The sequence below is a fragment of the Haloechinothrix salitolerans genome (assembly GCF_042662605.1).
In the GTDB taxonomy this organism is placed as follows: domain Bacteria; phylum Actinomycetota; class Actinomycetes; order Mycobacteriales; family Pseudonocardiaceae; genus Haloechinothrix_A; species Haloechinothrix_A salitolerans.
Genome location: NZ_JBHSXX010000001.1, coordinates 2554070 through 2577375 on the forward strand (window position 1 = coordinate 2554070; position 23306 = coordinate 2577375).

Sequence of the window (23306 nt, forward strand, 5' to 3'; positions counted from 1 at the left end):
CGATGATTCGGATCTGCGAGCAATCCTCATGCGCTCAGCTCCTCACCCAGGTACGCCTTGATGACATCCGGGTGGCTGCTGACCTCGGCCGGGGTGCCGTCAGCGATGAGCGCGCCGAAGTCGAGCACGCTGACCCGGTTGGAGATGTCCATGACGACGTTCATGTCGTGCTCGATGAGCATCACGGTCACGCCTGCCAGCTCGTGGACGTCGAGGATGTAGCGGGCCATGTCCTCCTTCTCCTCGGCGTTCATGCCCGCCATCGGCTCGTCGAGCAGCAGCAACGCGGGCTGCAGGCACAACGCGCGGCCCAGCTCGACGCGCTTCTGGTAGCCGTAGGCCAACGCGCCGACCGGGGTGTGGCGCACGGCCTGGATCTGCAGCAGGTCGATGACTTCCTCGACCAGCTCGCGATGCTCGATCTCCTGCCGCCGCGCCGGGCCGTACCAGGCCAGCGACGGCAGGAGCCGATGCCGCATCCGGACGTGACGTCCAAGCATCAGGTTGTCCAGCACCGTCAGATGCCGGAACAACTCGATGTTCTGGAACGACCGTGCGACGCCGAGCGCGGCGATTCGGTGCGGCTTCATGCGCACCAGGTCGTGCGTGGTGGTGGGAGCGGCCTCGGGGGAGCCGTTGCCTTCGGCGCCGCCGGCGCGGGTGTGCAGTGTCGCGCTGCCCTGCTGCGGCCGGTACAGCCCGCTGAGACAGTTCAGCAGGCTGGACTTACCCGCGCCGTTGGGGCCGATGACCGCGTGCACGTGCCCCTGCGTGACGCGGAAAGAGACGTCGTCCAGCGCGGTGATGCCACCGAAGCGCAGCGTGATACCGGAGACGTCAAGCAGAGTCTCGCCCGGCGGCACCCTGCTGCTGTTGAGGGGATGCTGGTAGGCCCGCGAGATCACGAGTGGCGCACCTCCGTCGTTGGGGGATGTGACGCAGACCCTACGTTTTCACTATTTGAAAGGCAATACCTAATTTTGGAGGTGCGCTCCGGTGTGGGTGTGCCGTGAAGGGCATCTTCATGGCGCCTGACGCCAGTAAGAGGCCCTTCACGGCGCGCCACCTCACCCTCTCAGCAAGCGATTCCACTATGTGTAAGTGTGTCTCTTATACCGACACGCATCTCCGTGTAGAGTGCGGGCCATGCGGCACAAGGAAAGGGTTGGGCGGCGTGAGTGAGCCGGACGCCAGGGGCACGCTCGGCACGGTCCGCAACGCGGTACTCCTGCTCGGGTTGTTATCGGAAGGCCCCGCCTACCAGCAGCTCACCGACCTCGCGGATCGCTCTGGCCTCTCGGTGCCCACCGTGCACCGGCTTCTGCGTTCGCTCGTGCTCGCCGACCTGGTCGAGCAGGATCCGAACTCCTCGCGCTACGGCCTCGGCCCCGAGGTCGCCCGGCTGGCGCAGCGCTACCTCGCCCGGTTGCCGATTCTCGGCGCGCTCGCGCCGTACCTGGTGCCACTGCGCGACGCCATCGGGCACACCGTGCACGTCGCGGTGCTGGTCAGGGGGCACGTCGTCTACGTGGACCGTGTCGACGGCGCCGACGGCGGGCTCTACCGCGACACCCATCGCGTGCACCCGGCGTTCGAGACCGCCGCTGGCAGGCTGCTCGCCGCTCGCGCGACCGACGACGCGTGGCAGCAGTGCCTCGACGCCGCCACCCCCGACGACAGCAAACGCGCCGAGAACGAGCGCGCGACCTGGCGGGAAGCCGCCCACCTCCTCACCGAGGGCGGCGACTCGGATGAGCCTCCCGAGATCGCCGTCCCCGTTCTCGACGGCAGCGGGCGCGCCATCGCCGCGCTCGCCGCGACCCCGCCACCTGTAGCGTCCGAGTCGCAGATCGCGGAGATCGCCGCGCATCTCGCGCGCGCGGGACGCGCGGCGGGAAGGACGTTGAGCCATGCCTGACCGTGTCGTACCCGAAGGGCTCGAACCGTGGGCGGCCGTCGCGGATGAGCTCGACTGGGACCAGCCGTGGACGACGTTGTACTCCGACGACGGCCGCTACGGACGCTGGTTCGCGGACGGCATGTTCAACCTCGCCGTCAACTGCGTCGACCGGCACCTGCCGGAGCGCGGCGAGCAGGTCGCGATCAGCTGGGAGGGCGAGCCTGGCGATCGCCGCACCCTGACCTACAAGCAACTGCACGACGAGGTCGTCGCGCTCGCTGGTGCCCTGCGCACGCTCGGCATCGGCGTCGGCGACCGCGTCGCGCTGCACATGGGGTGGCTGCCGGAGATCGTGGTGGCGATGCTGGCCTGCGCGCGCATCGGCGCGGTGCACGCCGTGCTGCCGACGCCCTTGCCCGCGGAAGCGCTCGCGGAGCGGCTGGAGGACTTCGGCCCGCGCGTGCTGTTCACCCAGGACGGCGCGTGGCGGCACGGCACGATCCTGCCGCTCAAGGCTCGCGCGGACGAGGCACTTGGCGCGGTCGGCGGCGTCGAGCACACCGTCGTCGTGCGGCGCACCGGCGTCAACGTCGCCTGGTACGAGGGTGACCGCTGGCTGCACGACCTCGTCGCGGGCACGCGGCCGGGTGCCACCGCCCCGGACACCGATCCCGTGTCGGTCGACGCCGAGCACCCCGCGCTCGCCTGCCACCTCGCCAACCGCCGCAGCAGACCGGTCTCCGTGCTGCACGGCTCCGCGACGCTCGCGGCGTCGGCGCTGGCGATCCACCGCGCCGCGCTGGCCGACGGCGACGTCTTCTGGTGCGCGGGCGACGTCTCATGGGTCGGCGCGCAAGCCCACGGCGTCTACGGGCCACTGCTGGCGGGCACCAGCGCGGTGATGTTCGAGGGCACCCTCGACGTCCCGACGCGCCACCGCACCTGGGACATCGTGCGCCGCTACGGCGTCACGACGCTGCTGACGACGCCGACGGTGATCCGGCTGCTGCGCGGCTGGTCCCGTCGCCCACCGGAGCCGGACGTCGTCGCGAGTCTGCGCCGGGTGGTGATGATCGCCGAGCCGGTCGACCCGCCGCTGACCGCGTGGCTCGCCGACGACGTCGGTCGCGGCGAGATCACCGTCGCCGACGGCTGGGGACAGGTGCAGCTCGGCGGGGTCGTCAGCGTGGACCGGCCGATCGACGTCGACGCGCTGCCCGACCCGGGATTCGCGATCGTCGACGCCGACGGCACCGAACTCCCCGACGGCGCCAGTGGCGAACTGCTGATGCGGCTGCCCTGGGCGGGCATGCTGCGCGACATGGAAGGCACCGGCGCTGAAGACGTCGCCAAGCGGCACTGGCACCGCGCGGGGTCGTACTCCACCTACGACGTGGCGCGGCGCAAACCGGACGGCACCCTGGAGTTCCTCGGCAGACTCGACGAGGTCGCCAGCGTGTCCGGGCAGCTGGTGTCGCTGGGTGAGGTGCGCCAGGTGCTCCTGGACCATCCGTTCGTGGTGTCCGCCGAGGTGGTGGAACGCGCGGACTCGCAGCTCGGACGCTCGCTCGCCGCCGCCGTCGTGCTGGCCCCCGACATCGCGGCCGACGAGTGCGTCGCCCGCGACCTGCTCGACGCCGTACGGGACGTCCTGGGCGGACTCGCCCGGCCCCGCGCCCTCGTGTTCGTCGACCGCTTCGGTGACGAGCTGTCGGCGCACGCGCTGCGCCGCACCCTCGGCCTGCTCACGGCCGGTGTCGGCGAGGAACCCCTCCACCTGACCTGGCAGCAGATCCTCGCGGCCGCCCCCGCCGTCGACTCCCGCTAACCCGTGTCCCCCGTCCCCGACGCCGTGTCCTGCACTCCGGACGCTGTGTCCTGCACTCACGACGCTGTGTCCGGCACTCACGACGTTGTGTCCGGCACTCACGACGTTGTGTCCGGCACTCACGACGTTGTGTCCGGCACTCACGACACTGTGTCCGGCATACCCGACGTCTGGTCGGCCACCAGCCCCTCGCTTGCCGGGTACCGCTGACCCAATACGCTAAATACCCATGAGCGAGACCTTGTTCGAGCAGATCATCGCGCGGGAAATCCCGGCCGACATCGTGTACGAAACGGACACGACGCTGGCCTTCCGCGACATCAATCCGCGTGCGTCGACGCATGTGCTCGTCGTGCCTAAGACGCGGTACCGCAACGTCGCCGAGCTCGCCGAGGCGGACGCCGGTCTGCTCGCCGACGTCCTCAACACCGCCGCCAAGGTCGCGGAGCTCGAGGGCGTCGCCGACAAGGGCTACCGCGTGGTGTTCAACACCGGCGAGGACGCTGGCCAGACCGTCTTCCACGTCCACGCGCACGTGCTCGGCGGTGGCCCGCTCGGTCCGGAGGCCAGGGGCTGACGCCACGTCGGGTGGCGTGACGCCCCCTGGGAGGCCAGGGACCGGCCGCCCGCGTGGCGTGACGCACCCCAGAGGCCCAGCGGCCGGTCGACGACGTGGCTCGGCACAGTCCGTGCTGACGCCAGGTAATCACGGCTGCGGAATGTCGGTGAGACCGGCTAGCATCGAGGGCACCGAAGGCAGTGTCCATCAGTGCGATCACATCGAGAAAGCAGGCCCGCAACACGTGGCAGGAAGCCCCCAGGCGAGCGGCAAGCTCCCCACCGACCCGACGACCACAACGGCACCAGCGCAGTCACAGTTCACGATCCCAGCGGCGGCAGCGCTGACACTGCTCGGCTCAGCCGATGAGAACCTCATCGCGCTGGAGAAACAGCTCGACGCCGATATCCATGTCAGGGGCAACGAGGTCACGCTGACGGGCGCGCAGGCCGACGTCACGTTCGCGGAACAGGTGTTCACCGAGCTGCTCGCGCTCGCGGGTAAGGGGCAGCACATCGGTGCGGACGCTGTCCGCCGCACGGTCGGCATGCTCGCGGGAGACAGTGCGGAGTCGCCCGCCGACGTGCTGAGCATGAACATCCTGTCCCGGCGGGGCAGGACGATCCGGCCGAAGACGCTCAACCAGAAGCGTTACGTCGACGCCATCGACGAGCACACCGTGGTGTTCGGCATCGGTCCGGCTGGCACCGGCAAGACGTATCTCGCCATGGCCAAGGCGGTGCAGTCGCTGCAGGCCAAGGACGTCAACCGCATCATCCTGACCAGGCCCGCCGTCGAGGCGGGGGAGCGGCTCGGTTTCCTGCCCGGCACGCTCTACGAGAAGATCGACCCGTACCTGCGGCCGCTGTACGACGCGCTGCACGACATGGTCGACCCGGAGTCAATCCCGAGCCTCATCCAATCGGGGACCATCGAGATCGCCCCATTGGGCTACATGCGGGGTCGGACCCTGAATGACGCCTTCATCATCCTGGATGAAGCGCAGAACACCACGCCGGAACAGATGAAGATGTTCCTCACCCGGCTCGGGTTCGGCTCCAAGATCGTCGTCACCGGTGACATCACGCAGGTCGATCTGCCTGGGGGCCAGCGCAGTGGCCTCCGGGTGGTGCGTGAGATCCTCGAAGAGGTCGACGACGTGCACTTCTCGACACTGGGGTCGAGCGACGTGGTGCGGCACCGCCTTGTCGGGGACATCGTCGACGCGTACGAGAAGTGGCAGGCCGAGCGCGACGCCGAGGCGGACGGCGAGCGCCGGTCGTCCGGGAAAGACCGCAAGCCCGGTGATCAACGCAAGCGTGACGGTGAGAAAGGCACTAGGTGAGCATCGAGATCGCGAACGAGTCGGGGATCGATGTCGAGGACGAGACGATCGTCGACGTCGCCAGGTTCGCGCTGGACCGCATGGAGGTCAGTCCGCTCGCGGAGCTGTCCATCGTGCTCGTCACGCTCGATGTGATGGAAGAGCTGCACGAGCGTTGGATGGACCTGCCGGGAGCCACGGACGTGATGGCGTTCCCGATGGACGAGTACAACGTCCGCAGGCCGGACGCCCCTGAGCCGTCGCCAGCGCTGCTCGGTGACATCGTGCTGTGCCCAGCGTTCGCCAAGGACCAGGCGAAACAGGCGGGACATGCGCTGCTGGACGAACTGCACCTGCTCACCGTGCACGGCGTGCTGCACCTGCTCGGTTATGATCATGCCGAGCCGGAGGAGGAGCGCGAGATGTTCGGGTTGCAGCAACGCATCCTTGACGACTACGCCGACGCCATCGTCCACGCGCGGCGCAGGAACGCGCAGCGCAGCGCCGACGAGCGGCTGCTAGGCATCGTGGGCCTCGACGAGCCTCGCGGCTCGGCTGAGAGTTGAGCCCGGCGGCATCATGACCAATTCCGCGGTACTCGTGGTACTGGCGGTGACTCTCGTGCTGGCGGGCGGACTGTTCGCGGCGGCGGACGCCGCCATCAGCGCCGTCTCCCGGGCCCGAGTCGCCGGGCTGGTTCGCTCGGGCACCGCCGGTTCGCGTCAGCTCTCCGCCGTCGTCGAGGAGCGCAGCAGGCACATCAACCTGTTGTTGCTCCTGCGCCTCGGCTGCGAGCTCACCGCGACGGTGCTGCTCACCGTGGTGATGCTGCGCTGGATCGACCCGGAGTGGCTCGCCGTGGTCACCTCGGCGGGCGTGATGCTCGTCGTTAGCTACGTGCTGGTCGGCGTCGGTCCCCGCACCATCGGCAGGCAGCATCCGTACTGGGTTGGTCTGGCCGTCGCGGGGCCGGTGCGGGTGCTCGGGTTCCTGCTCGGCCCGCTGAGCAGGCTGCTGATCGTGCTGGGTAACGCCATCACCCCAGGGAAGGGCTTCCGGCAGGGTCCGTTCACCACCGAGGTCGAGGTCCGCGAGCTGGTTGACCTCGCGCAGGAACGTGGCGTCGTCGAGGACTCCGAACGCGAGATGATCCATTCGGTGTTCGAGCTGGGCGACACCGTGGCCCGCGAGGTGATGGTGCCGCGCACCGAGATCGTCTGGATCGAGCGCACCAAGACCGTGCGGCAGGCGCTGGCGTTGTCGCTGCGCAGCGGGTTCAGCCGGCTGCCTGTGATCGGGGAGAACGTCGACGACATCGTCGGCATCGTCAACATCAAGGACCTCGTCAGCGCCAGCATGGTGCCTGGCGGTGACGCGCGCCAGGTCGCCGAGGTGATGAATTCGGCCACGTTCGTGCCCGACTCGAAGCGCCTCGACGCGCTGCTGCGGGCGATGCAGGTCTCGCGCAACCACGTCGCCATCGCTGTCGACGAGTACGGCGGCACGGCTGGCCTGCTCACCATCGAGGACATCATCGAGGAGATCGTGGGCGAGATCACCGACGAGTCCGACCTCGAGGAACGGCCACCGGTGGAGTACCTCGACGAGGACGCGGTGCGCGTCTCGGCGCGGCTCGGCGTGGACGACTTGGGCGAGTTGTACGGCGTCGACTTCAGCGAACACGATGTGGAGACCGTGGTGGGGCTCCTCGCGCAGCGGCTGGGTAGAGTCCCGTTGCCGGGTGCGGAAGCCGAGGTCTCTGGCCTGCGGCTGCACGCGGAGGGCGGCAAGGACCGCAGGGGCCGCATGCGGATCAGCACCGTGGTGGTGCGTCCGGAAGCCCCCGAGGTGAGCCTCGCGGCCAACGGTGTCACGGGGAACGGGTCGCAGCCCACTGACCACATCGACCGTGGCGAGTGAGACGAGTAGGAGCGTTGCGGATGCCGGAGCAGATCCAGCTGGACGACGAGGATGCCAAGATCGTGACGCTGGCGCGGTCGTCCCGCGCCCGCACGCAGGCCGCCGAGGGCGCCGCGGTGCGCGACACCGACGGCAGGACCTACGCCGCCGCCACGGTCTCGCTGCCGTCGTTGTCCCTGACGGCATTGCAGGCCGCGATCGCCGCCGCCGTGTCCAGCGGCGCGGAGGGGATCGAGGCGGCGGCCGTCGTCACCGATGGCGACGTCGATCAGACGTCGGTGCGCGCGGTGCGTGACCTCGCCGAGAAGGCACCGATCTACGTCGCCGACGCGCGCGGCACGGTCACCGAGGTCATCGGGTGAGCGAGCCGCATCGGTCCGGCTTCGCGTGCTTCGTCGGCAGGCCCAACGCGGGCAAGTCGACGCTGACGAACGCGCTGGTCGGCAGCAAGGTCGCGATCACATCCAGCAAGCCGCAGACCACCCGGCACGCCATCCGGGGCATCGTGCACCGCCCCGATTCGCAGCTCATCATCGTGGACACGCCGGGTCTGCATCGGCCGAGGACGTTGCTCGGTCAGCGGCTCAACGACCTGGTGTACGCGACGTGGTCCGAGGTCGACGTCGTTGGGCTGTGCGTGCCGGCCGACGAGAAGATCGGGCCCGGTGACCGCTACATCGCCGGTGAGCTGCGCAAGGTCGCCAAACGCACGCCGGTGATCGGCATTGTCACCAAGACCGACCTCGCGCCGCGCGACCAGGTCGCCGCGCAGCTCGTGGCGATGCAGGACCTGCTCGACTTCGCCGAGATCGTGCCGGTATCGGCCAAGGACGGCTTCCAGCTCGACGTCCTCGCCGACTTGCTGGTCAAGCGGCTACCCGAGGGGCCGGAGCTGTATCCGGGCGGGGAGCTGACCGACGAGCCGGAGCAGACGCTGGTCGCGGAGCTGATCCGCGAGGCGGCGCTGGAGGGCGTGCGGGACGAGTTGCCGCATTCGCTCGCGGTGACGATCGAAGAGATGCTGCCGCGCGAAGGCCGCGACGATCTGCTCGACGTCCACGCGTTCCTCTACGTGGAGCGGCCCAGCCAGAAGGGCATCGTCCTCGGGCACAAGGGGCAGCGGCTCAAGCAGGTCGGCACGCAGGCGCGCAAGCAGATCGAGAACCTGCTGGGCACGAAGATCTACCTCGACCTGCACGTCAAGATCGCCAAGGACTGGCAGCGCGACCCGAAGCAGCTCCGCCGCCTCGGCTTCTGACGTCCATCGCCTCGCCGCTAGGTTGACAGCGCCACCGCGCCTTGCCATTGTTGTTGGCAGTTAGTCAACAATGACGAAGGTGTGGTGAGCCGTGGTGCGCCGTTCCCAACAGACCAGCGCGGGGAGTGCCTTGGGTGACGAGATCCACGGCGCGTCGCTCCTCGCGGGTGGCGCCAACGTGATCATGCAGCTCGCCCGCAAGCCGGTGGGGCACGGCGTGATGTACAGCCCCGTGGCCACGGGCAACATCTGGGAACACCCGATCAAGCGCACCCGCACCACCCTGGCCTACCTCATGACCGCGATGCGCGGCACCGACGAGGAACGTCGTGCGCTGCGCAAACAGATCGACGGCGTCCACGCGCACGTGCGCTCAGCGCCGGACGCCGAAGTGCCCTACAACGCCTTCGACCCCGAGCTGCAACTCTGGGTGGCGGCCTGTCTCTACCGGGGCGTCGAGGACACCTATCGCGCGTTCGTCGGCGAGCTCGACGAAGCCACCGCCGAGACGCTGTATAGGGACGGCAAACGCCTGGGCACGACGCTGCAGGTGCGGGAGGACGCCTGGCCCGCCGACCTCGCGGCGTTCGAGGAGTACTGGGCCAAGGGCACCGAGCTGATCGACGTCGATGAGCCCACCCGCGAGTACCTGCTCGGCATCGCGCGGCTGCGGTTCTACGGACGTCCGGTGGCCTGGCTACTGGGTGGGTTCGGCGAGTTCATCACCACCGGATTTCTGCACCCACCGTTCCGTGAGGCGATGGGCCTGCGCTGGGACGAGCGCAGGCAGCGCCGGTTCGACGCGTTGTTGCGCGCGATCCGGCTGGTGAACCGGTTCCTGCCACGGGTGCTGCGGGAGTTCCCGCTCAACCTGGTGTGGTGGGACACCCGCAGGCGCCTGCGCACCGGCAAGCCCGTCATCTGACGACGTCGCCTTGTCCCGACGTGCCGCACAGCCTCGCCGTGCCGTTCCCGAGTGGAGTGTGAGCAGTTGTGGTCGCCAGGACGACCACAACTGCTCACACTCCACACCACGGCGGTCCGATCGACTCGCCACCGTTGTCCACACCGCGTGGCCAGCGCCCCTGACACCCGACGGAGTGGGATGATCGGGGCGTGGCCCATCTGTATCGCGACACCGGTGTGGTGCTGCGCGTGCACAAGCTCGGTGAAGCTGATCGCATCATCACGCTGCTGACGCGCAAGCATGGCAAGCTACGTGCCGTCGCCAAGGGCGTGCGCCGCACGACCTCGCGGTTCGGCGCGCGGCTGGAGCCGTTCGGCCACGTCGACGCGCAGTTCTACCCTGGCCGCACGCTGGACGTCATCACCCAGGTCACGACCGTGGACGCCTTCGCGGTCGGCATCGTGTCGGACTACCAGCGCTACACGTCGGCCAGCGCGATCGCCGAGACCGCCGACCGGCTCGCCGCGGAGGAGGGCGAACCGGCGCTGCGGCTGTATCTGTTGGTCGTCGGCGCGCTGCGGGCGCTCGCGGACGGGCAGCGGGATTCCTCGTTGGTGCTGGACGCCTTCCTGCTGCGCGCGATGGCGTTCGCGGGGTGGGCGCCCGCCGTGTCGGAGTGCGCCCGTTGCGGGCTTCCCGGCCCGCACTCGGCGTTCAGCGTGCAGGCGGGCGGGCTGGTGTGCGCGCGGTGCAAGCCCGCGGGCGCGGTCAGCCCCGCCCCCGAGGTGATCGGCCTGCTCGGGGCGCTGCTGCACGGCGACTGGGACACGGCGGACGCGACGGCGCAGGGTACTCGACGCGATGCGAGTGGCCTGGTCGCCGCGCACCTGCAGTGGCATCTGGAGCGTCAGTTACGCTCACTTCCGCTGGTTGAGCGGCGCGTGTGGCAGGGGACCCTGGGCACCGAAGCAGCGAGTGAGGCAGCGAGCGGAGGCTGAAACAGTGCGGCGTAGCCGTCACGACCCGGGCACGCCCGGCACGATCAACGCACCGGACCCCCACCCGTCCGGTGCGCGACCGCCGGACATCCCCGCCGAGTTCCTGCCGCGTCACGTCGCCCTGGTGATGGACGGCAACGGCCGCTGGGCCAACCAGCGGGGACTGCCGCGCATCGAGGGTCACAAGCGGGGCGAGGCCGTCATGATCGACGTCGCTAGCGGCGCGGTCGAGCTGGGCGTGAAGTGGCTGTCGGTTTACGCGTTCTCCACCGAGAACTGGAAGCGCAGCCCCGAGGAGGTGCGCTTCCTGATGGGCTTCAACCGCGACACCATTCGCCGCCAGGTCGATTACCTCGGCTCGATCGGGGTGCGGATCCGCTGGGCGGGACGTCGTCCCAAGCTGTGGCGCAGCGTCATCAAGGAGCTGCAGGCGGCCGAGGAGAAGACCAAGCACAACACGAAGCTGAACATGACCATGTGCGTGAACTACGGTGGTCGTGCGGAGATCGGTGACGCCGCGCGCCGCATCGCGGAGCTCGCGGCGGCAGGCGAGATCAACCCGGCGAAGGTGAACGAGCGCACCATCGCGAAGTACCTGTACCAGCCGGAGATGCCGGACGTGGACCTGTTCCTGCGGCCGTCCGGTGAGCAGCGGACGTCGAACTTCCTGCTGTGGCAGTCGGCGTATGCCGAGTTCGTCTTCCAGGACACGCTGTTCCCCGACTTCGACCGCACCCATCTCTGGCAGGCCTGCCTGGAGTACGCCAAGCGCGATCGACGCTTCGGGGCCGCCCGTGACGCCGTGGAAGAGAGTCAATGATGAGTACCGAGGCCACCCACACCGCCGAGCTGCTGGCGAACGCCAAGGAGGCGTTGGAGCGCTACATCGAGGTGCACGTCGACGACGACGGCGCGCTGACCTTCCGGCACTCCGACGTCCCCTGCGCCGTGCAGGCGGTGCGGCTCGCGGAGGGCCTGACCGTGCTGAGCCTGACCTGCGTCGTCGCGTGGGATCTGCCCGACGACCCCTCGCTGGCGGCGTCGGCGGCCGAACGCGCTGGTCAGGGACTGTTCGGCACCCTCGGTGTTGTCCACACCGAGACCGGGCTGGACGTCACGCTGCGCTACGCCTTCCCGGCCGACGGGCTGGAGGAGACGCCGCTGGGCACGCTGCTGATGCTGGTGGTCTCCACCGCGTCGCAGCTGCGTTCGGACCTGCTCGGTATGGCCGACGTCGAGCAGCAGTAGTCGTCCGTCAGCGCAGTCGACGAAGGTCTAGCTCGACCGGGAACGGCTCCTGGACCGCGAACACGCCGGTGACATCGGGAGCATCCTGGTAGCCAAGGACACCGGCGAGGTGGCAAGCAACGACCGAGGCTGGCTCGTCCAGGTCGACGATCCAGTAGTGCGGGATGCCCGCGTCGGCGTACTCGCCGTGCTTGTCCTTGTAGTCGATGCGGCGCGAGCCAGGGGAGACGACCTCGATCACGACGACGACCTCGGCTGCCCGAAGCATGCCGCCTTCGCGTTCCACCCGCTCGACAGCCTCACTTTCCACGACGACGAGGTCGGGCCGGCGGGAGAATCCGGGTTGATCGGCCGCCACCAACTCGAGATCGACGTCGACGTCTTGGATGACGCGCAGGTGTGCGGGCACTTGCCCCCTGAGCTGTATGAACAGCTCACCCAGGGCGATGTTGTGCTTCGGCGCGGGACTCGGCGACATCATGATCCGGCCTTCGATTAACTCGGTATAGCCGGACTTGGTTTCCCCCAGCGCGGCATACTCGTCGACGGTCATCAGCCGGTCCTGTCCCACTAGGTGAGCCCATTCCGGCTCGGGAAGGGCAGTCATCGCTACGACCTCCTCACTCAGTGGTCAGTATCCCACGGAGGTCCGACACTGCCCGGCAACGACACCGGACTCGTCCGTCAACCCGCCGCGCAGGTCGAGCACGTCCCGACGATCTCCACGGTGTGGCTGATGTTCGAGAACCCGTTGCTGGTGGCGATCTTGTCGGCCCAGCGCTCCACGGCTGGCCCCTCGATCTCCACGGTGTAGCCGCACTCCCGGCAGACCAGGTGATGGTGGTGGTGATCCGAGCAGCGCCGGTAGACCGCCTCGCCGGACTCGGTGCGCAGGACGTCGATCACCCCGGCGTCCGACAGTGACTGCAACGTCCGGTACACGGTGGTCAGGCCGATCGCGTCGCCGCGTTTGCGCAGCTCGTCGTGCAGCTCCTGGGCGGAGCGGAAGTCGTCGATCTCGTTGAGCAGCTCGACGACGGCAGCGCGTTGCTTCGTCGCTCTGCGGCCGGGAACCGGCGCGCTGGTCTCCGTGCGTGACCCGGCGCTTGTCATGGACGTTGGTCCTCCTCCATCTCGGCTACGTGCGCGACGGCGTCGGCGACGATGTGGGCGAGGTGGTCGTCGGCGAGCCGGTAGACGACTTCCCTGCCGCGCCGCTGTCCTCGCACCACGCGCGCCGCCTTGAGCACCCGCAGGTGCTGGCTGATGAGCGGCTGCGCGACGCCGAGGCCCTCGACCAGCTCGTGCACGCAACGCTCGCCCGAGCGCAGCTGCAGCACGATCGCGATCCGCACTGGGGCCGCCAGCGCCCGCAGCAGCTCGCCCGCCTCCGCGAGCGTACCCGTCGGCGGCACTGGGACGGGCGTCACGGACCGATCCGGTGAGTGTGATGGTTCCGTGTTGCTCGCGGTGTCTCCCAAGGCCGGCGCCATGGTGTCATGGTAGTCGCCGACGTCGACCGCGCCGCGAGGCGTTACTGTGAGTGAGGGCGCGAGCCGCCCACTCGGGTCGCACCCGCCCGGGCTACGCTTGAGCATTCAGAAACCCCAGTACTCACACATCCGGAGAGTCCTTCCGTGGCGACCGACAGAATCGAGACCGTTGTCAGCCTGTGCAAGCGACGTGGCTTCGTCTTCCCGTGCGGGGAGATCTACGGCGGTACCCGCTCGGCTTGGGACTACGGACCGCTCGGCGTCGAGCTGAAGGACAACATCAAGCGGCAGTGGTGGAAGCACATGATCCAAGGCCGCGACGACGTCGTCGGCCTGGACTCGTCGGTGATCCTGCCGCGCGATGTGTGGGTGGCGTCCGGCCACGTCGAGGCGTTCGTCGACCCGCTGATCGAGTGCCTGTCGTGTCACCGCCGCTGGCGTGCCGACCAGCTCGCCGAGGAGTACGCCGAGCGCACCGGCAAGGAGGCGGACGAGGGCCACCTCGGCGACGTGCCGTGCCCGAACTGCGGCACGCGCGGCGAGTACACCGAGCCGCGCGAGTTCAACGGCCTGCTCAAGACCTACCTCGGCCCGGTCGAGTCCGAAGAGGGGCTGCACTACCTGCGGCCGGAGACCGCGCAGGGCATCTTCATCAACTTCTCCAACGTGCTGACGTCGTCGCGGAAGAAGCCGCCGTTCGGCATCGGCCAGATCGGCAAGTCGTTCCGCAACGAGATCACGCCGGGCAACTTCATCTTCCGCACCCGCGAGTTCGAGCAGATGGAGATGGAGTTCTTCGTCGAGCCGGGCGAGGACGAGTCCTGGCACCAGTACTGGATCGACGAGCGCACCAAGTGGTACACCGACCTCGGAATCGCAAAGGACAACCTGCGCCACTACGAGCACCCGAAGGAAAAGCTGTCGCACTACTCGAAGCGCACCGTCGACATCGAGTACCGTTTCCAGTTCTCGTCGGGCCAGGAGTGGGGCGAGCTGGAGGGCATCGCCAACCGCACGGACTTCGACCTGACCACGCACTCCAACCACTCCGGTGTTGATCTGTCCTATTTCGACCAGTCGACCGGGGAGCGGTACCGGCCGTTCGTGATCGAACCGGCAGCGGGTGTGGGACGTCCGATGATGGCGTTCCTGCTCGACGCCTACACCGAGGACGAGGCGCCCAACGCCAAGGGCGGCGTCGACAAGCGCGTCGTGCTCAAGCTGGACCGCAGGCTCGCGCCGGTGAAGGTGGCGGTGCTGCCGCTGTCGCGCAACGCCGACCTGTCGCCGAAGGCCCGCGACATCGCGACCACGCTGCGCAAGAACTGGAACGTCGACTTCGACGACTCCGGCGCGATCGGTCGCCGCTACCGTCGTCACGACGAGATCGGCACGCCGTTCTGCGTCACGATCGACTTCGACTCGCTGGACGACTACGCCGTGACGGTGCGGGAGCGGGACACGATGAACCAGGAGCGCGTCGCGATCGACCAGCTGGAAAGCTACCTCGCCGCGCGGCTCGTCGGCTGCTGATCCGGTCGGCCGACCCAGCTACGCCGTCCGAGGAGGGTGCGGGAAGATGGCGTGGTGATCGCTGAGTCGAGGGGACCCCGCTTCCGGCGTTGGTTTTTGCGCGCCGTCGTCGGTGGCGTCGTGGTGGGCTTGGTGCTCGTCACGGGTACGGCGTTCCGGATCTGGCAGGTGGCGCGTGTTGATGATCGCTCGCCAGCGGATCTGATCGTGGTGCTGGGTGCCGCGCAGTACAACGGCACACCGTCGGACATCTTTCGCTGGCGGCTGGAGCACGCGCGCGACCTCTACAACGATGGCGTCGCGCGGTACATCGTGACGACCGGCGGCAGCCGGGACGGCGACGCGTACACCGAGGCCGAGGCCGGGGCGCGGTGGCTGCGGAATCACGGCGTGCCCGCGTCGGCGACGATCGCGATCGGCGAGGGGTCGGACACCCTCGGCAGCATCGAGGCCGTCGGCGTCGAGGCTCGCGAACGGGGGTTGGAGTCGGCGGTCGTGGTCAGCGATCCGTGGCACTCGTTGCGCGCGCGGACGATGGCGAAGGACGCGGGGCTGGACGCCTGGACGTCGCCGACTCGGAGCGGCCCGGCTGTGATGACCCGCGAGACGCAGGTGCGCTACATCTGGCGCGAGACCAAGGCACTGCTGTTCTACCGGGTCGCCCGCGCTTCGGCCGAGGATGCTGGCTCGACCGGGCTTGGCTAGAGGCGGTCGCTGGTCGGCGTCAGCACGACGTCCGTGAACGTGATGCTTGAGCGCTGCAAGTAGGTGACCGTGCCCTGGGCGATGAACGACTGTGCGCTCGGCGTCAGCGCGGCGCACAGGTAAGGGCCGAGTACATCCGGGTCGTCCGAGACGTCCTCCAGAATGAACAGGGGAAGGTCCGGGTACGGGCTGTTGCGGCGCTTGAAGTCGAGTAGGGGATCTCGGGAGATCACCACGCGGCCTTGCTCGCCCGCCGCGGCGATCAGGGAGGGGTAGTCGCCCTCAGCGAGGACCGTGTCGATGTGCACGGCGTCGTGATCCGCGTCCTGCAGGTACGCGCATAGCTTGGGTGACACATCAGTGTCGAGGATGAACTTCATGCGGCCGCCTTAACCTAACGGAACCAGGAAAATGTCAAGTCAGATATCGATTACCGGACGTTATCGCAGCTTGGCCGACGGCGGAATCTGCCACATGGGGCGGATGTGATCACGGAGTGTGACAACCGGTGAGGGTGAGGTGACATTCGGCGAGAACTCGGAACTGTCGCCGATTCGGCATAGCCTTGTCGCGATGACCTACAACGACCACGATCGCGAGCGCCGCATCGCCGAGCCGCCGAAGAACACCCGGAGCGGCGGCGACGACCGCTCACCCTTCGCCCGCGATCGCGCGCGGGTGCTGCACTCGGCCGCGCTGCGCAGGCTCGCCGGCAAGACGCAGGTCGTCGGGCCAGGGGAGGGCGCTGAGGTGTCCGGTGTGCCGAGGACCCGGCTCACCCATTCGCTCGAGGTCGCCCAGATCGGGCGCAACATCGCCGAGTCGCTCGGCGCCGATCCCGACCTCGTCGACACCGCGGGGCTCGCGCACGACATCGGGCACCCGCCGTTCGGGCACAACGGCGAGAAGGCCCTCGACGCGCTCGCGCAGCACTGCGGCGGCTACGAGGGCAACGCCCAGACGCTCCGAATCCTGACACGCCTTGAACCAAAAGCCGTACCCGGCGACGACCTCGCCAGCGGACTCAACCTCACCAGGGCGTGTCTCGACGCCACCACCAAATACCCGTGGCAGCGCAGCGCGGGCACGACCAAGTTCGGCGCGTACGACGACGACCTGCCGGTGTTCCGCTGGATGCGCGACGGCGCCCCGGACGGGCAGATGTGTCTCGAGGCCAGCATCATGGACTGGTCGGACGACGTCGCCTACTCGGTGCACGACGTCGAGGACGCCGTGCTGTCCGGTCGCATCTCATTGCACGTGCTCACCGACGTCACCGAGCGTGCGGCGCTGGCCGACCTCGCGGCGAAACACTTCTCACCGCTAGCGGTGTCCACATTGGAAGCCGCAGCGCAGGAGCTGCTGTCGGTGCCCGCCGTCGCCGAGCTGGCGGTGCCGGACTACGATTTCTCGCTCGGCGCGCTGGTCGGGCTGAAGCGACTCACCAGCGAGCTGGTCGGCCGTTTCGCCACGGCAGCGGTGACCGAGACGCGGTCGCGTTACGGCGACGGTCCGCTCACCCGGTACGCGGCGCGGCTCGTCGTCCCCGATCGGGTGGCGGCGGAGGTCGCGCTGCTCAAGGCGCTCGCGCTCCGGTACGTCATGAGCGACCGGCGCAGGCTCGCCGTCCAAGAAGGACAGCGACAGCTGCTCGCGGAGCTGGTCGAGGTGCTGCTCAGGCGCGCGCCGGACGCGCTGGACCGGCAGTTGCAACCCGCTTGGCACGCGGCGGCCGACGACGCGGGACGCACCCGCGTGGTGATCGATCAGGTCGCGTCGCTGACCGACGCTCAAGCCGTCGCGTGGCATGCCTGGCACACTGGTCGCCATGGCTGAGGTCACCGCGCGGCGACAGCACCTGCGGTTCTGTCTGGTGCTGCATCGGGTGCTCGCCTCGGACGGCGGCAACACCTGCTTCTCGCCGTACTCGATCGCCAGCGCCCTTGGGCTCGCGTACCAAGCGGCGCGCGGCAACACGGCCGAGGAGCTGCGCGCGCTGCTCAGCGGGGACGAGCCGGACATCGCCAAGCAGATCGAGCTACTCGCCGACGCTGCCGTGCTGGATGGTGCGGGCGGCGCGGGCTCCGCGTCCGGCGGCGGCCAGTCGCTACGCCCCGGTCAGCCACCTGACACCGCCCAGTCTCTGGGCCCCGATGAGGACGTCGAGGATCGGGCGTCCGATGCTGACCCGGACGGCGAGAAACCGGTGCTCGCGGTGTCCAACACGCTGTGGGCGTGGGACCAGTTGCGGATCAACGAGGACTTCGGCGCCGACCTGGCGGGCTGGCCAGGTGCGCGGCTGGCCTACGCCCCGTTCGTCACCGACCCCGAGGGCGCGCGAGCGGCCATCAACGCCGACGTCGCCCAGACCACCCGGGACCTGATCCCCGAGCTGGTGCCCGAAGGCGCGGTCACCGTGGACACTGTCGCTAGCCTGGTCAACGCGCTCTATCTCAAGGTGGCGTGGCGGAACCCGTTCGCACCCGCGCACACCACCGACGGCGTGTTTCACACGCCCGGCGGCGACCGCACGGTGCCGATGATGCGCCAGGTCGAGCAGCTCGGCTACGCCGCAGCCGACGGCTGGCGCGCGGCGGTCCTGCCCGCCACGGGCGGCGTACAGGCGGTGATCCTGCTCCCGGACGCCTACCCGGCCGCCGCTGCCCCTGATGTTGCTGACGCCTCCGATGCCGCTAGCGCCTCCGTCCCCGCAGAGGCCGACGCGCCTGGGGCCGCGATCGCCGCGGACATGCCCGCCGCTGAGGCCACGCTCGATGCCGACACATTGGCTGGACTTCTCGACTCCGTCCGCACGCGGCGGGTATCGCTGCGGATGCCACACGTCGACGTCGGCATGAACGTTTCGCTGACCAGCGCACTCGACGAACTGGGTGTGTCCGAGCTGTTCACCCCAGCCGCCGACCTCAGTGGTCTCTCCGACGACCCTCGGCTGCTCGTCTCCGACGCGCTGCATGAGGCCGTCCTCAAAGTCGACGAGGACGGTCTCGAAGGCGCCGCCGCCACCGCGATGATGATCCGCCTGACCTCGGTGACCGTGGAGGAGCCGGTGTCGTTCGTCGTCGACCGCCCGTTCCTGCTGCTCGTCCGCCACGCCACCACCGGCGCCGTCTACTTCCTAGCGCGAGTGACCGACCCAACCTGACCCGCCACCGTGTCCGACACTCAGGACGCTGTGTCCTGCACTCACGCCGCTGTGTCCGACACTCAGGACGTTGTATTCGACGTTCAGGACGCTGTGTCCCACATTCCCGACTCTGTGTTCGGCATTCGGGCCGTCATGGTTGTCTTTCAGACGTGTTGGGGTCGCTGCGATCGTGCCAGCCGCCATACGCCGCGATTGCTCAGGACCAACGTGTGGGCGAGAGGAGACCAGTCCTCCCAATCGGCGGGAGCGCGTCATCGAGGCTACGCAGCCGTTTGTAGATGCTTTGCATCGTGGCCTTGTCCGGGATGTGCTGCCCGCCGGCCGCGCGTTCCAGAACTGTCAGCGTGTTCACCAGCCGAATGGACCCCATCGTGTGGCCTGCTGTTCGAAGCCGATCGAGTCGGCCAATCTCGGAGGTGGCCGTCCGCGCTCCGTGTTCGTCATCGATGAGGACCGTCACTGTCTCACCTGCTTCGGCGGCAACGACCGCGTGCGCGATGACCATGGTTTCGCCCAGGTCCTTAGGCTGCTTGAGCCGTTGATCCATTGGTTGTCGCGTGATGCGGTGGATGACAGTCGCGAGTTCGGGTGTCGGGGCGTCAGGAAGTACTCGCATCCAACGGGGTGTTAGCTTCTTCCAGACTGCCGCTGCGGCGCGGAAACGTTCGTCGCGCTGAGACTTCAAGAGCACCTCGTCTCGCACGGTTTCTGGGGCGCTGAGTGGTCCGAGCACGCCAATGAGCAGGCGCTCCTTGTTGATCGACAGAAAGTTCAAGCCGGGACCGGCATCGATGATCGGCCGGTGCGTCATTCGGCTTGCCTTTCCGCCTCCGTCTGCTCATCGACGTCATCCGGCGCGTTGAGGTCCGCGTCCAGCGCTGCTAGATCTACCTCCACATCGGGTAGTTCAGTGGGATCAGCCCAAGCGATTGGTCGCTCGGTAGGCACGACACCAGCCTCGCTGAGATCAGCCTTAGCGGCTTCCAGGGGTATGCCGCGTAACGTGGCGATGGCTTGCGCCGAGAGCGCTCCCTCCGCATAACCTCTGATCGCACGGGCGAGTAACTGCTGCGGTGCTCGCTGTTGGTTAGAGTCAGCCTGCAAGGCCCGGTACTGGTCGGTCCACCCGAACCGGGCAGCCAATAGTGGCGTGGTCAGCGCCATCCAGTCCTGCTTAGTGGGCGCGTCGATGTATCCAGCTTGGTGGAGTGCGATGGCCGCGATTTTCGGCGATACGAGGAATCGCTGAACGATCGCAGAGAGAGACGATTGGGCGCGTAGCGTTTGGTTTCCGAGGAACTCACGCAAGCCTTCGATGGGTATGAGTAGGTGTCGCGCAAAGGCGTCGGCTCGAATCTCCGCAGGGTTTCGGGAACTCCAGTTTCCCGCGTTGTTGTCCGCCCAATCCCCAAACAAGACGTGACCGAGTTCGTGGGCGAGCGTGCTGCGTTGCCGCATCGGCTTCCGGGTGCGCGCGACTCCGATGAACACGGCGCCGCGCCTCCTGTCCCGCATAGTCAGGCCGTGCTCATCGGGTCCCGCGTCGAGTACCGCCACGTCGACTCCGGTCGCTTGCTCGATGACGGCCACAAGGTCGCCCAACGGTTGCACCCCGAGGTGATTGTTGCGGCGGAACTGGATGGCTGCGGTACGGCCTTCGGCTTCGGTGTTCACAGGCTGACCTGACTAGACTGTGGCGGGGATCGCCTGGTCATCTAGGTAATCGTTTAGTTCCAAGAAGTGCAGTAGCGCCTCGCGCATTCCTTCCATGCCGCAGTTATTGGTGGCTCGTGCTGCGCATTGCGCTCGGTCTGACACCGTGCTGACTCCGGTGAGCTGGGCGACTGTATGGCCTGTGGCCCAGGCGATCGCGACGACCTCTGGCAGCTTCGCCGCTCGGTCGCCGGAAATGATCCGCGACAAGGTGGGTTGGGAGATACCGGTTGCCTCCGCGAGGGCGCGCTGGCTGAGACCCGCAGACACACGGGCGCGCTCAATCAGCGCGCCAACATCCACTGTCATGAGAGCACCCTACGTTCTGAATCAAGATTTCGGTTCTTGATTCAAGAGTAGCCTGTCACTGCTCGCGGCGCCAGTGCGCCCTGCTGTCACACCCGAGCGCGCCGTCTCGTCATACCGGTGACAGACATCGACGAGAGACAAGGAGTGCGCTATGCCGCGCATCCCCGCAGTGGCCACGAACGACGCCGGCTGGCTGACCAAGTTCAGCTACCGCTTCGCGCGCAAGCGATACGGGGCTGTGCCGGAGCCGATCGCCGTCGCGGCCAATCACCGCAAGCTGATGTTCGCGGGCAACGTCCACGAACTGATGGTGCAGCGCGCTAGCACGGTGCTACCGGCGAACGTCCGGGACCTCGCCGTCTACCGGGCGGCGGTGCGGCTGGGCTGCGAGTGGTGCATCGACTTCGGCACCATGTTGCAGCGCCACCAGGGGCTCGACATCGATCGGCTCAAGCACATCGACAACTACGCCGACTCCCCGCTATACAGCCGCGCCGAACGGCTGGCCATCGCCTACGCCGACGCGATGACCGAGACGCCGATCAGCGTGACGGACGAGCAGGTCGCCGAGCTGGAAGCCGAGTTCGGACGCGACGGCGTCGTGGAGCTGACCTACCACATAGGACTGGAGAACATGCGCGGCAGAGTCAACAGTGCGCTCGGCATCGTGGAGCAGGGCTTCACGTCCGGCGAGGCGTGCCGCGTCCCCCAGCCCTGACGGCTCGAGCACCACGATCATGAGGCGTTCCGGCGGTCCATATCGCCACGACGTCGCAAGATCCACACACAGCCGGTGCCGTGAAGGGCATCTTCCTGGCACCAGACGCCGGGAAGATGCCCTTCACGACATACTCACTCCGCCAACCGAACGATCATCTTCCCCGTGTTGTCGCCGCGGAGGACGCCGAGGAAGGCGTCCACGGCGTTGTCCAGGCCGTCGACGACGGTCTCGTCCGCCACCAGCTCACCGCTGCGCAGCCACGGCCCGACCTCGTTCACCATGTCGCGGAAGCGGTCGTTGTGGTCGCGCACGATAAACCCGCGCAGCGTCAGCCGCTTGCCGATCGCCAGCCACAGGTTGCGCGGTCCCGGTTCGGCGGACGTCGCGTTGTACTGGTTGATCGCCCCGCACAGCGCCACCCGGCCGTAGGTGTTGAGGTGCGTGATCGCGGCTTCCAGGTGCTCCCCGCCGACGTTGTCAAAGTAGACGTCGATGCCGTCGGGCGCGGCCTCGGCGAGCAGGTCGCTGACCTTGCCGTCGCGGTAGTTGAACGCCGCGTCGACCCCGGCCTTCTCGCGCACGTAGGCGACCTTCTCCGGTGACCCGGCGCTGCCGATCACCCGCTTGGCGCCCTTGAGTCGCGCGAGCTGTCCGGCCATGCTGCCGACCGCTCCCGCCGCGCCGGACACGAACACCGTGTCGCCCGGCTTAAACCCTGCGACGTCGAGCAGTCCGGCGTAGGCCGTCAGCCCGGTCATGCCGAGCGCGCCGAGATACAGCGAGAGCGGCAGGCCCGGGATCGGCTCCACGACGCGGGCAGTCTTCGCGGGAACGAGCGCGTGCTCGCGCCAGCCGAGGCCGTGCAGCACGGTGTCGCCCGGTTTGAAGCCGTCCACAGTGGATTCGACGACCTCGCCGACGGCGCCGCCATCGAGCGGCTCGCCGATCTGGAACGGCGGGACGTACGACTTGACGTCGTTCATCCTGGGCCGCATGTACGGATCGACCGACATGAACAGGTTGCGCACCAGCAGCTCGCCCTCGGCGGGCGCGGGCAGCTCGGTCTCGGTCAGGTCGAAGTTCGCCTGCTCCGGCCATCCGGACGGACGGGAAGCGAGGCGGATCTCACGGGTCATGGTCATTCGGGGTTCCCCCTTGTCGCGGTTCGACGTGCGTTGACGGCATCGGTGAGGGCGGCAAGACTGTCGCGTAGGGCGGTGAGCTGTTCGACGTCGAGTGCCGCCGACCCCGCCACGCGGTCGGGGATGGCGCTGGCCTGCTCCCGCAGCGCGTCGCCCCGCTCCGTGAGGTGGACGACGACGGATCGTTCGTCCTCCTCGCTGCGTTTGCGCTCGATGACCCCACGGGTCGCGAGCCGCTTGAGCATGGGGGAGAGCGTGCCGGAGTCGAGGTCGAGCACGTGGCCGAGCTCGCGGACCGTCATCGGCCCCCGCTCCCACAGCACCAGCAGCGCCAGGTACTGCGGGTAGGTGAGGTCCAGCTCGTCGAGCAGCGGGCGGTAGAGCTGCGTCAGCGCACGCGACGCCCGGTACAGGGCGAAGCAGACCTGCTTGTTCAGGTCCAGCTCGCCACCTTGCGATGTCATCACCACCATCATTGCGCACAATTAAGTTGTGCGCAATCAAAGTTGATCCAGCTGGACGTCAACGTCGGGGCGACGTGGGGTCGGTCGACCGGCTACCGTGGTCTACCCATACGGTCGA

Annotated in this window: 28 protein-coding genes; 18 read left to right on the forward strand and 10 right to left on the reverse strand. The window is 68.2% G+C overall.

Features of this window, described 5'->3' with window-relative positions; genetic code table 11:
- Positions 1-26: 26 nt before the first annotated feature.
- The gene (locus ACFQGD_RS12025) at positions 27-905 is read right to left on the reverse strand and encodes an ABC transporter ATP-binding protein (RefSeq protein WP_345396309.1); all 879 of its coding nucleotides are present in this window, start codon (positions 903-905) and stop codon (positions 27-29) included.
- Positions 906-1174: 269 nt separating this feature from the next.
- On the opposite strand from ACFQGD_RS12025, the gene ACFQGD_RS12030 reads away from it, so the two are divergent.
- The 13 genes from ACFQGD_RS12030 (at position 1175) to ACFQGD_RS12090 (ending at position 11942) form a co-directional block, all read left to right on the forward strand.
- The gene (locus ACFQGD_RS12030; protein ID WP_345396306.1) at positions 1175-1918 is read left to right on the forward strand and encodes an IclR family transcriptional regulator; all 744 of its coding nucleotides are present in this window, start codon (positions 1175-1177) and stop codon (positions 1916-1918) included.
- Positions 1911-3728, forward strand: a complete 1818-nt coding sequence (locus ACFQGD_RS12035; RefSeq protein WP_345396303.1) for an AMP-binding protein — start codon at positions 1911-1913, stop codon at positions 3726-3728. Before ACFQGD_RS12030 ends, ACFQGD_RS12035 begins: the two co-directional genes overlap by 8 nt.
- Positions 3729-3752: 24 nt before the next feature.
- Positions 3753-3938, forward strand: coding sequence for a hypothetical protein (locus tag ACFQGD_RS12040; protein ID WP_390183547.1), 186 nt, complete (start codon positions 3753-3755; stop codon positions 3936-3938).
- Between the two features lie 19 nt (positions 3939-3957).
- The gene (locus ACFQGD_RS12045; RefSeq protein WP_345396300.1) at positions 3958-4305 is read left to right on the forward strand and encodes a histidine triad nucleotide-binding protein; all 348 of its coding nucleotides are present in this window, start codon (positions 3958-3960) and stop codon (positions 4303-4305) included.
- Positions 4306-4531: 226 nt separating this feature from the next.
- Complete coding sequence (locus ACFQGD_RS12050) at positions 4532-5632, forward strand: PhoH family protein (RefSeq protein ID WP_390183544.1); 1101 nt, start codon at positions 4532-4534, stop codon at positions 5630-5632.
- The gene (gene ybeY, locus ACFQGD_RS12055; protein WP_345396296.1) at positions 5629-6177 is read left to right on the forward strand and encodes an rRNA maturation RNase YbeY; all 549 of its coding nucleotides are present in this window, start codon (positions 5629-5631) and stop codon (positions 6175-6177) included. Before ACFQGD_RS12050 ends, ybeY begins: the two co-directional genes overlap by 4 nt.
- 13 nt (positions 6178-6190) lie before the next feature.
- A complete protein-coding gene (locus ACFQGD_RS12060; RefSeq protein WP_345396293.1) occupies positions 6191-7531 on the forward strand; it encodes a hemolysin family protein in 1341 nt (446 codons plus the stop codon).
- A gap of 20 nt (positions 7532-7551) precedes the next feature.
- Entirely contained in the window at positions 7552-7893 is a 342-nt protein-coding gene (locus tag ACFQGD_RS12065) for a cytidine deaminase (RefSeq protein ID WP_345396290.1), read from the forward strand.
- A complete protein-coding gene (era, locus tag ACFQGD_RS12070; RefSeq protein WP_345396287.1) occupies positions 7890-8789 on the forward strand; it encodes a GTPase Era in 900 nt (299 codons plus the stop codon). Before ACFQGD_RS12065 ends, era begins: the two co-directional genes overlap by 4 nt.
- Before the next feature lie 91 nt (positions 8790-8880).
- A complete protein-coding gene (locus ACFQGD_RS12075; protein ID WP_345396284.1) occupies positions 8881-9714 on the forward strand; it encodes an oxygenase MpaB family protein in 834 nt (277 codons plus the stop codon).
- A gap of 191 nt (positions 9715-9905) precedes the next feature.
- On the forward strand, positions 9906-10694 hold the full coding sequence (gene recO, locus ACFQGD_RS12080; protein WP_345396281.1) for a DNA repair protein RecO: 789 nt from the start codon (positions 9906-9908) through the stop codon (positions 10692-10694).
- Positions 10695-10698: 4 nt separating this feature from the next.
- Positions 10699-11514 carry an isoprenyl transferase gene (locus ACFQGD_RS12085; protein ID WP_345396278.1) on the forward strand — a complete coding sequence of 272 codons (816 nt, stop codon included), beginning with the start codon at positions 10699-10701 and terminating at the stop codon, positions 11512-11514.
- Complete coding sequence (locus tag ACFQGD_RS12090) at positions 11514-11942, forward strand: hypothetical protein (RefSeq protein WP_345396578.1); 429 nt, start codon at positions 11514-11516, stop codon at positions 11940-11942. Before ACFQGD_RS12085 ends, ACFQGD_RS12090 begins: the two co-directional genes overlap by 1 nt.
- A gap of 7 nt (positions 11943-11949) precedes the next feature.
- Here the strand turns inward: ACFQGD_RS12090 and ACFQGD_RS12095 are convergent, their stop codons facing one another.
- From ACFQGD_RS12095 to ACFQGD_RS12105, 3 genes are all read right to left on the reverse strand, one after another.
- Positions 11950-12549, reverse strand: a complete 600-nt coding sequence (locus ACFQGD_RS12095) for a Uma2 family endonuclease (RefSeq protein ID WP_345396275.1) — start codon at positions 12547-12549, stop codon at positions 11950-11952.
- 77 nt (positions 12550-12626) lie between these two features.
- Complete coding sequence (locus tag ACFQGD_RS12100) at positions 12627-13055, reverse strand: Fur family transcriptional regulator (RefSeq protein ID WP_345396272.1); 429 nt, start codon at positions 13053-13055, stop codon at positions 12627-12629.
- The gene (locus ACFQGD_RS12105) at positions 13052-13435 is read right to left on the reverse strand and encodes an ArsR/SmtB family transcription factor (RefSeq protein WP_345396269.1); all 384 of its coding nucleotides are present in this window, start codon (positions 13433-13435) and stop codon (positions 13052-13054) included. The genes ACFQGD_RS12100 and ACFQGD_RS12105 overlap by 4 nt, the downstream gene beginning before the upstream one ends.
- Positions 13436-13579: 144 nt before the next feature.
- On the opposite strand from ACFQGD_RS12105, the gene ACFQGD_RS12110 reads away from it, so the two are divergent.
- Together ACFQGD_RS12110 and ACFQGD_RS12115 are read left to right on the forward strand one after the other, a co-directional pair.
- Positions 13580-14968: a glycine--tRNA ligase gene (locus ACFQGD_RS12110; protein ID WP_345396266.1), complete on the forward strand. Its 1389-nt coding sequence runs from the start codon at positions 13580-13582 to the stop codon at positions 14966-14968.
- A 54-nt stretch (positions 14969-15022) separates the two neighbouring features.
- The gene (locus tag ACFQGD_RS12115; RefSeq protein ID WP_345396264.1) at positions 15023-15673 is read left to right on the forward strand and encodes a YdcF family protein; all 651 of its coding nucleotides are present in this window, start codon (positions 15023-15025) and stop codon (positions 15671-15673) included.
- Here the strand turns inward: ACFQGD_RS12115 and ACFQGD_RS12120 are convergent.
- Positions 15670-16053: a DUF5615 family PIN-like protein gene (locus tag ACFQGD_RS12120; RefSeq protein ID WP_345396262.1), complete on the reverse strand. Its 384-nt coding sequence runs from the start codon at positions 16051-16053 to the stop codon at positions 15670-15672. The two genes, ACFQGD_RS12115 and ACFQGD_RS12120, sit on opposite strands and share 4 nt — an antisense overlap.
- Before the next feature lie 193 nt (positions 16054-16246).
- Between ACFQGD_RS12120 and ACFQGD_RS12125 the strand changes: the two genes are divergently transcribed.
- Both ACFQGD_RS12125 and ACFQGD_RS12130 read left to right on the forward strand, forming a co-directional pair.
- Entirely contained in the window at positions 16247-17509 is a 1263-nt protein-coding gene (locus ACFQGD_RS12125; protein WP_345396260.1) for a deoxyguanosinetriphosphate triphosphohydrolase, read from the forward strand.
- Complete coding sequence (locus ACFQGD_RS12130; protein WP_345396258.1) at positions 17502-18836, forward strand: serpin family protein; 1335 nt, start codon at positions 17502-17504, stop codon at positions 18834-18836. Before ACFQGD_RS12125 ends, ACFQGD_RS12130 begins: the two co-directional genes overlap by 8 nt.
- A gap of 199 nt (positions 18837-19035) precedes the next feature.
- On the opposite strand, the gene ACFQGD_RS12135 is transcribed toward ACFQGD_RS12130, so the two are convergent.
- The 3 genes from ACFQGD_RS12135 to ACFQGD_RS12145 are packed head-to-tail and all read right to left on the reverse strand — an operon-like array spanning position 19036 to position 20861.
- On the reverse strand, positions 19036-19650 hold the full coding sequence (locus tag ACFQGD_RS12135) for a PIN domain-containing protein (protein ID WP_345396256.1): 615 nt from the start codon (positions 19648-19650) through the stop codon (positions 19036-19038).
- Positions 19647-20513: an ImmA/IrrE family metallo-endopeptidase gene (locus tag ACFQGD_RS12140; protein ID WP_345396254.1), complete on the reverse strand. Its 867-nt coding sequence runs from the start codon at positions 20511-20513 to the stop codon at positions 19647-19649. Before ACFQGD_RS12140 ends, ACFQGD_RS12135 begins: the two co-directional genes overlap by 4 nt.
- A 12-nt stretch (positions 20514-20525) precedes the next feature.
- Positions 20526-20861, reverse strand: coding sequence for a helix-turn-helix domain-containing protein (locus ACFQGD_RS12145; protein WP_345396252.1), 336 nt, complete (start codon positions 20859-20861; stop codon positions 20526-20528).
- Positions 20862-21012: 151 nt separating this feature from the next.
- Here ACFQGD_RS12145 and ACFQGD_RS12150 point away from each other — a divergent pair, with 151 nt between their 5' ends.
- Entirely contained in the window at positions 21013-21579 is a 567-nt protein-coding gene (locus ACFQGD_RS12150; protein WP_345396250.1) for a carboxymuconolactone decarboxylase family protein, read from the forward strand.
- 134 nt (positions 21580-21713) lie between these two features.
- On the opposite strand, the gene ACFQGD_RS12155 is transcribed toward ACFQGD_RS12150, so the two are convergent.
- Complete coding sequence (locus tag ACFQGD_RS12155; protein WP_345396248.1) at positions 21714-22724, reverse strand: NADP-dependent oxidoreductase; 1011 nt, start codon at positions 22722-22724, stop codon at positions 21714-21716.
- The gene (locus tag ACFQGD_RS12160) at positions 22721-23188 is read right to left on the reverse strand and encodes a MarR family winged helix-turn-helix transcriptional regulator (protein WP_345396246.1); all 468 of its coding nucleotides are present in this window, start codon (positions 23186-23188) and stop codon (positions 22721-22723) included. Before ACFQGD_RS12160 ends, ACFQGD_RS12155 begins: the two co-directional genes overlap by 4 nt.
- Between the last annotated feature and the right edge of the window lie 118 nt (positions 23189-23306).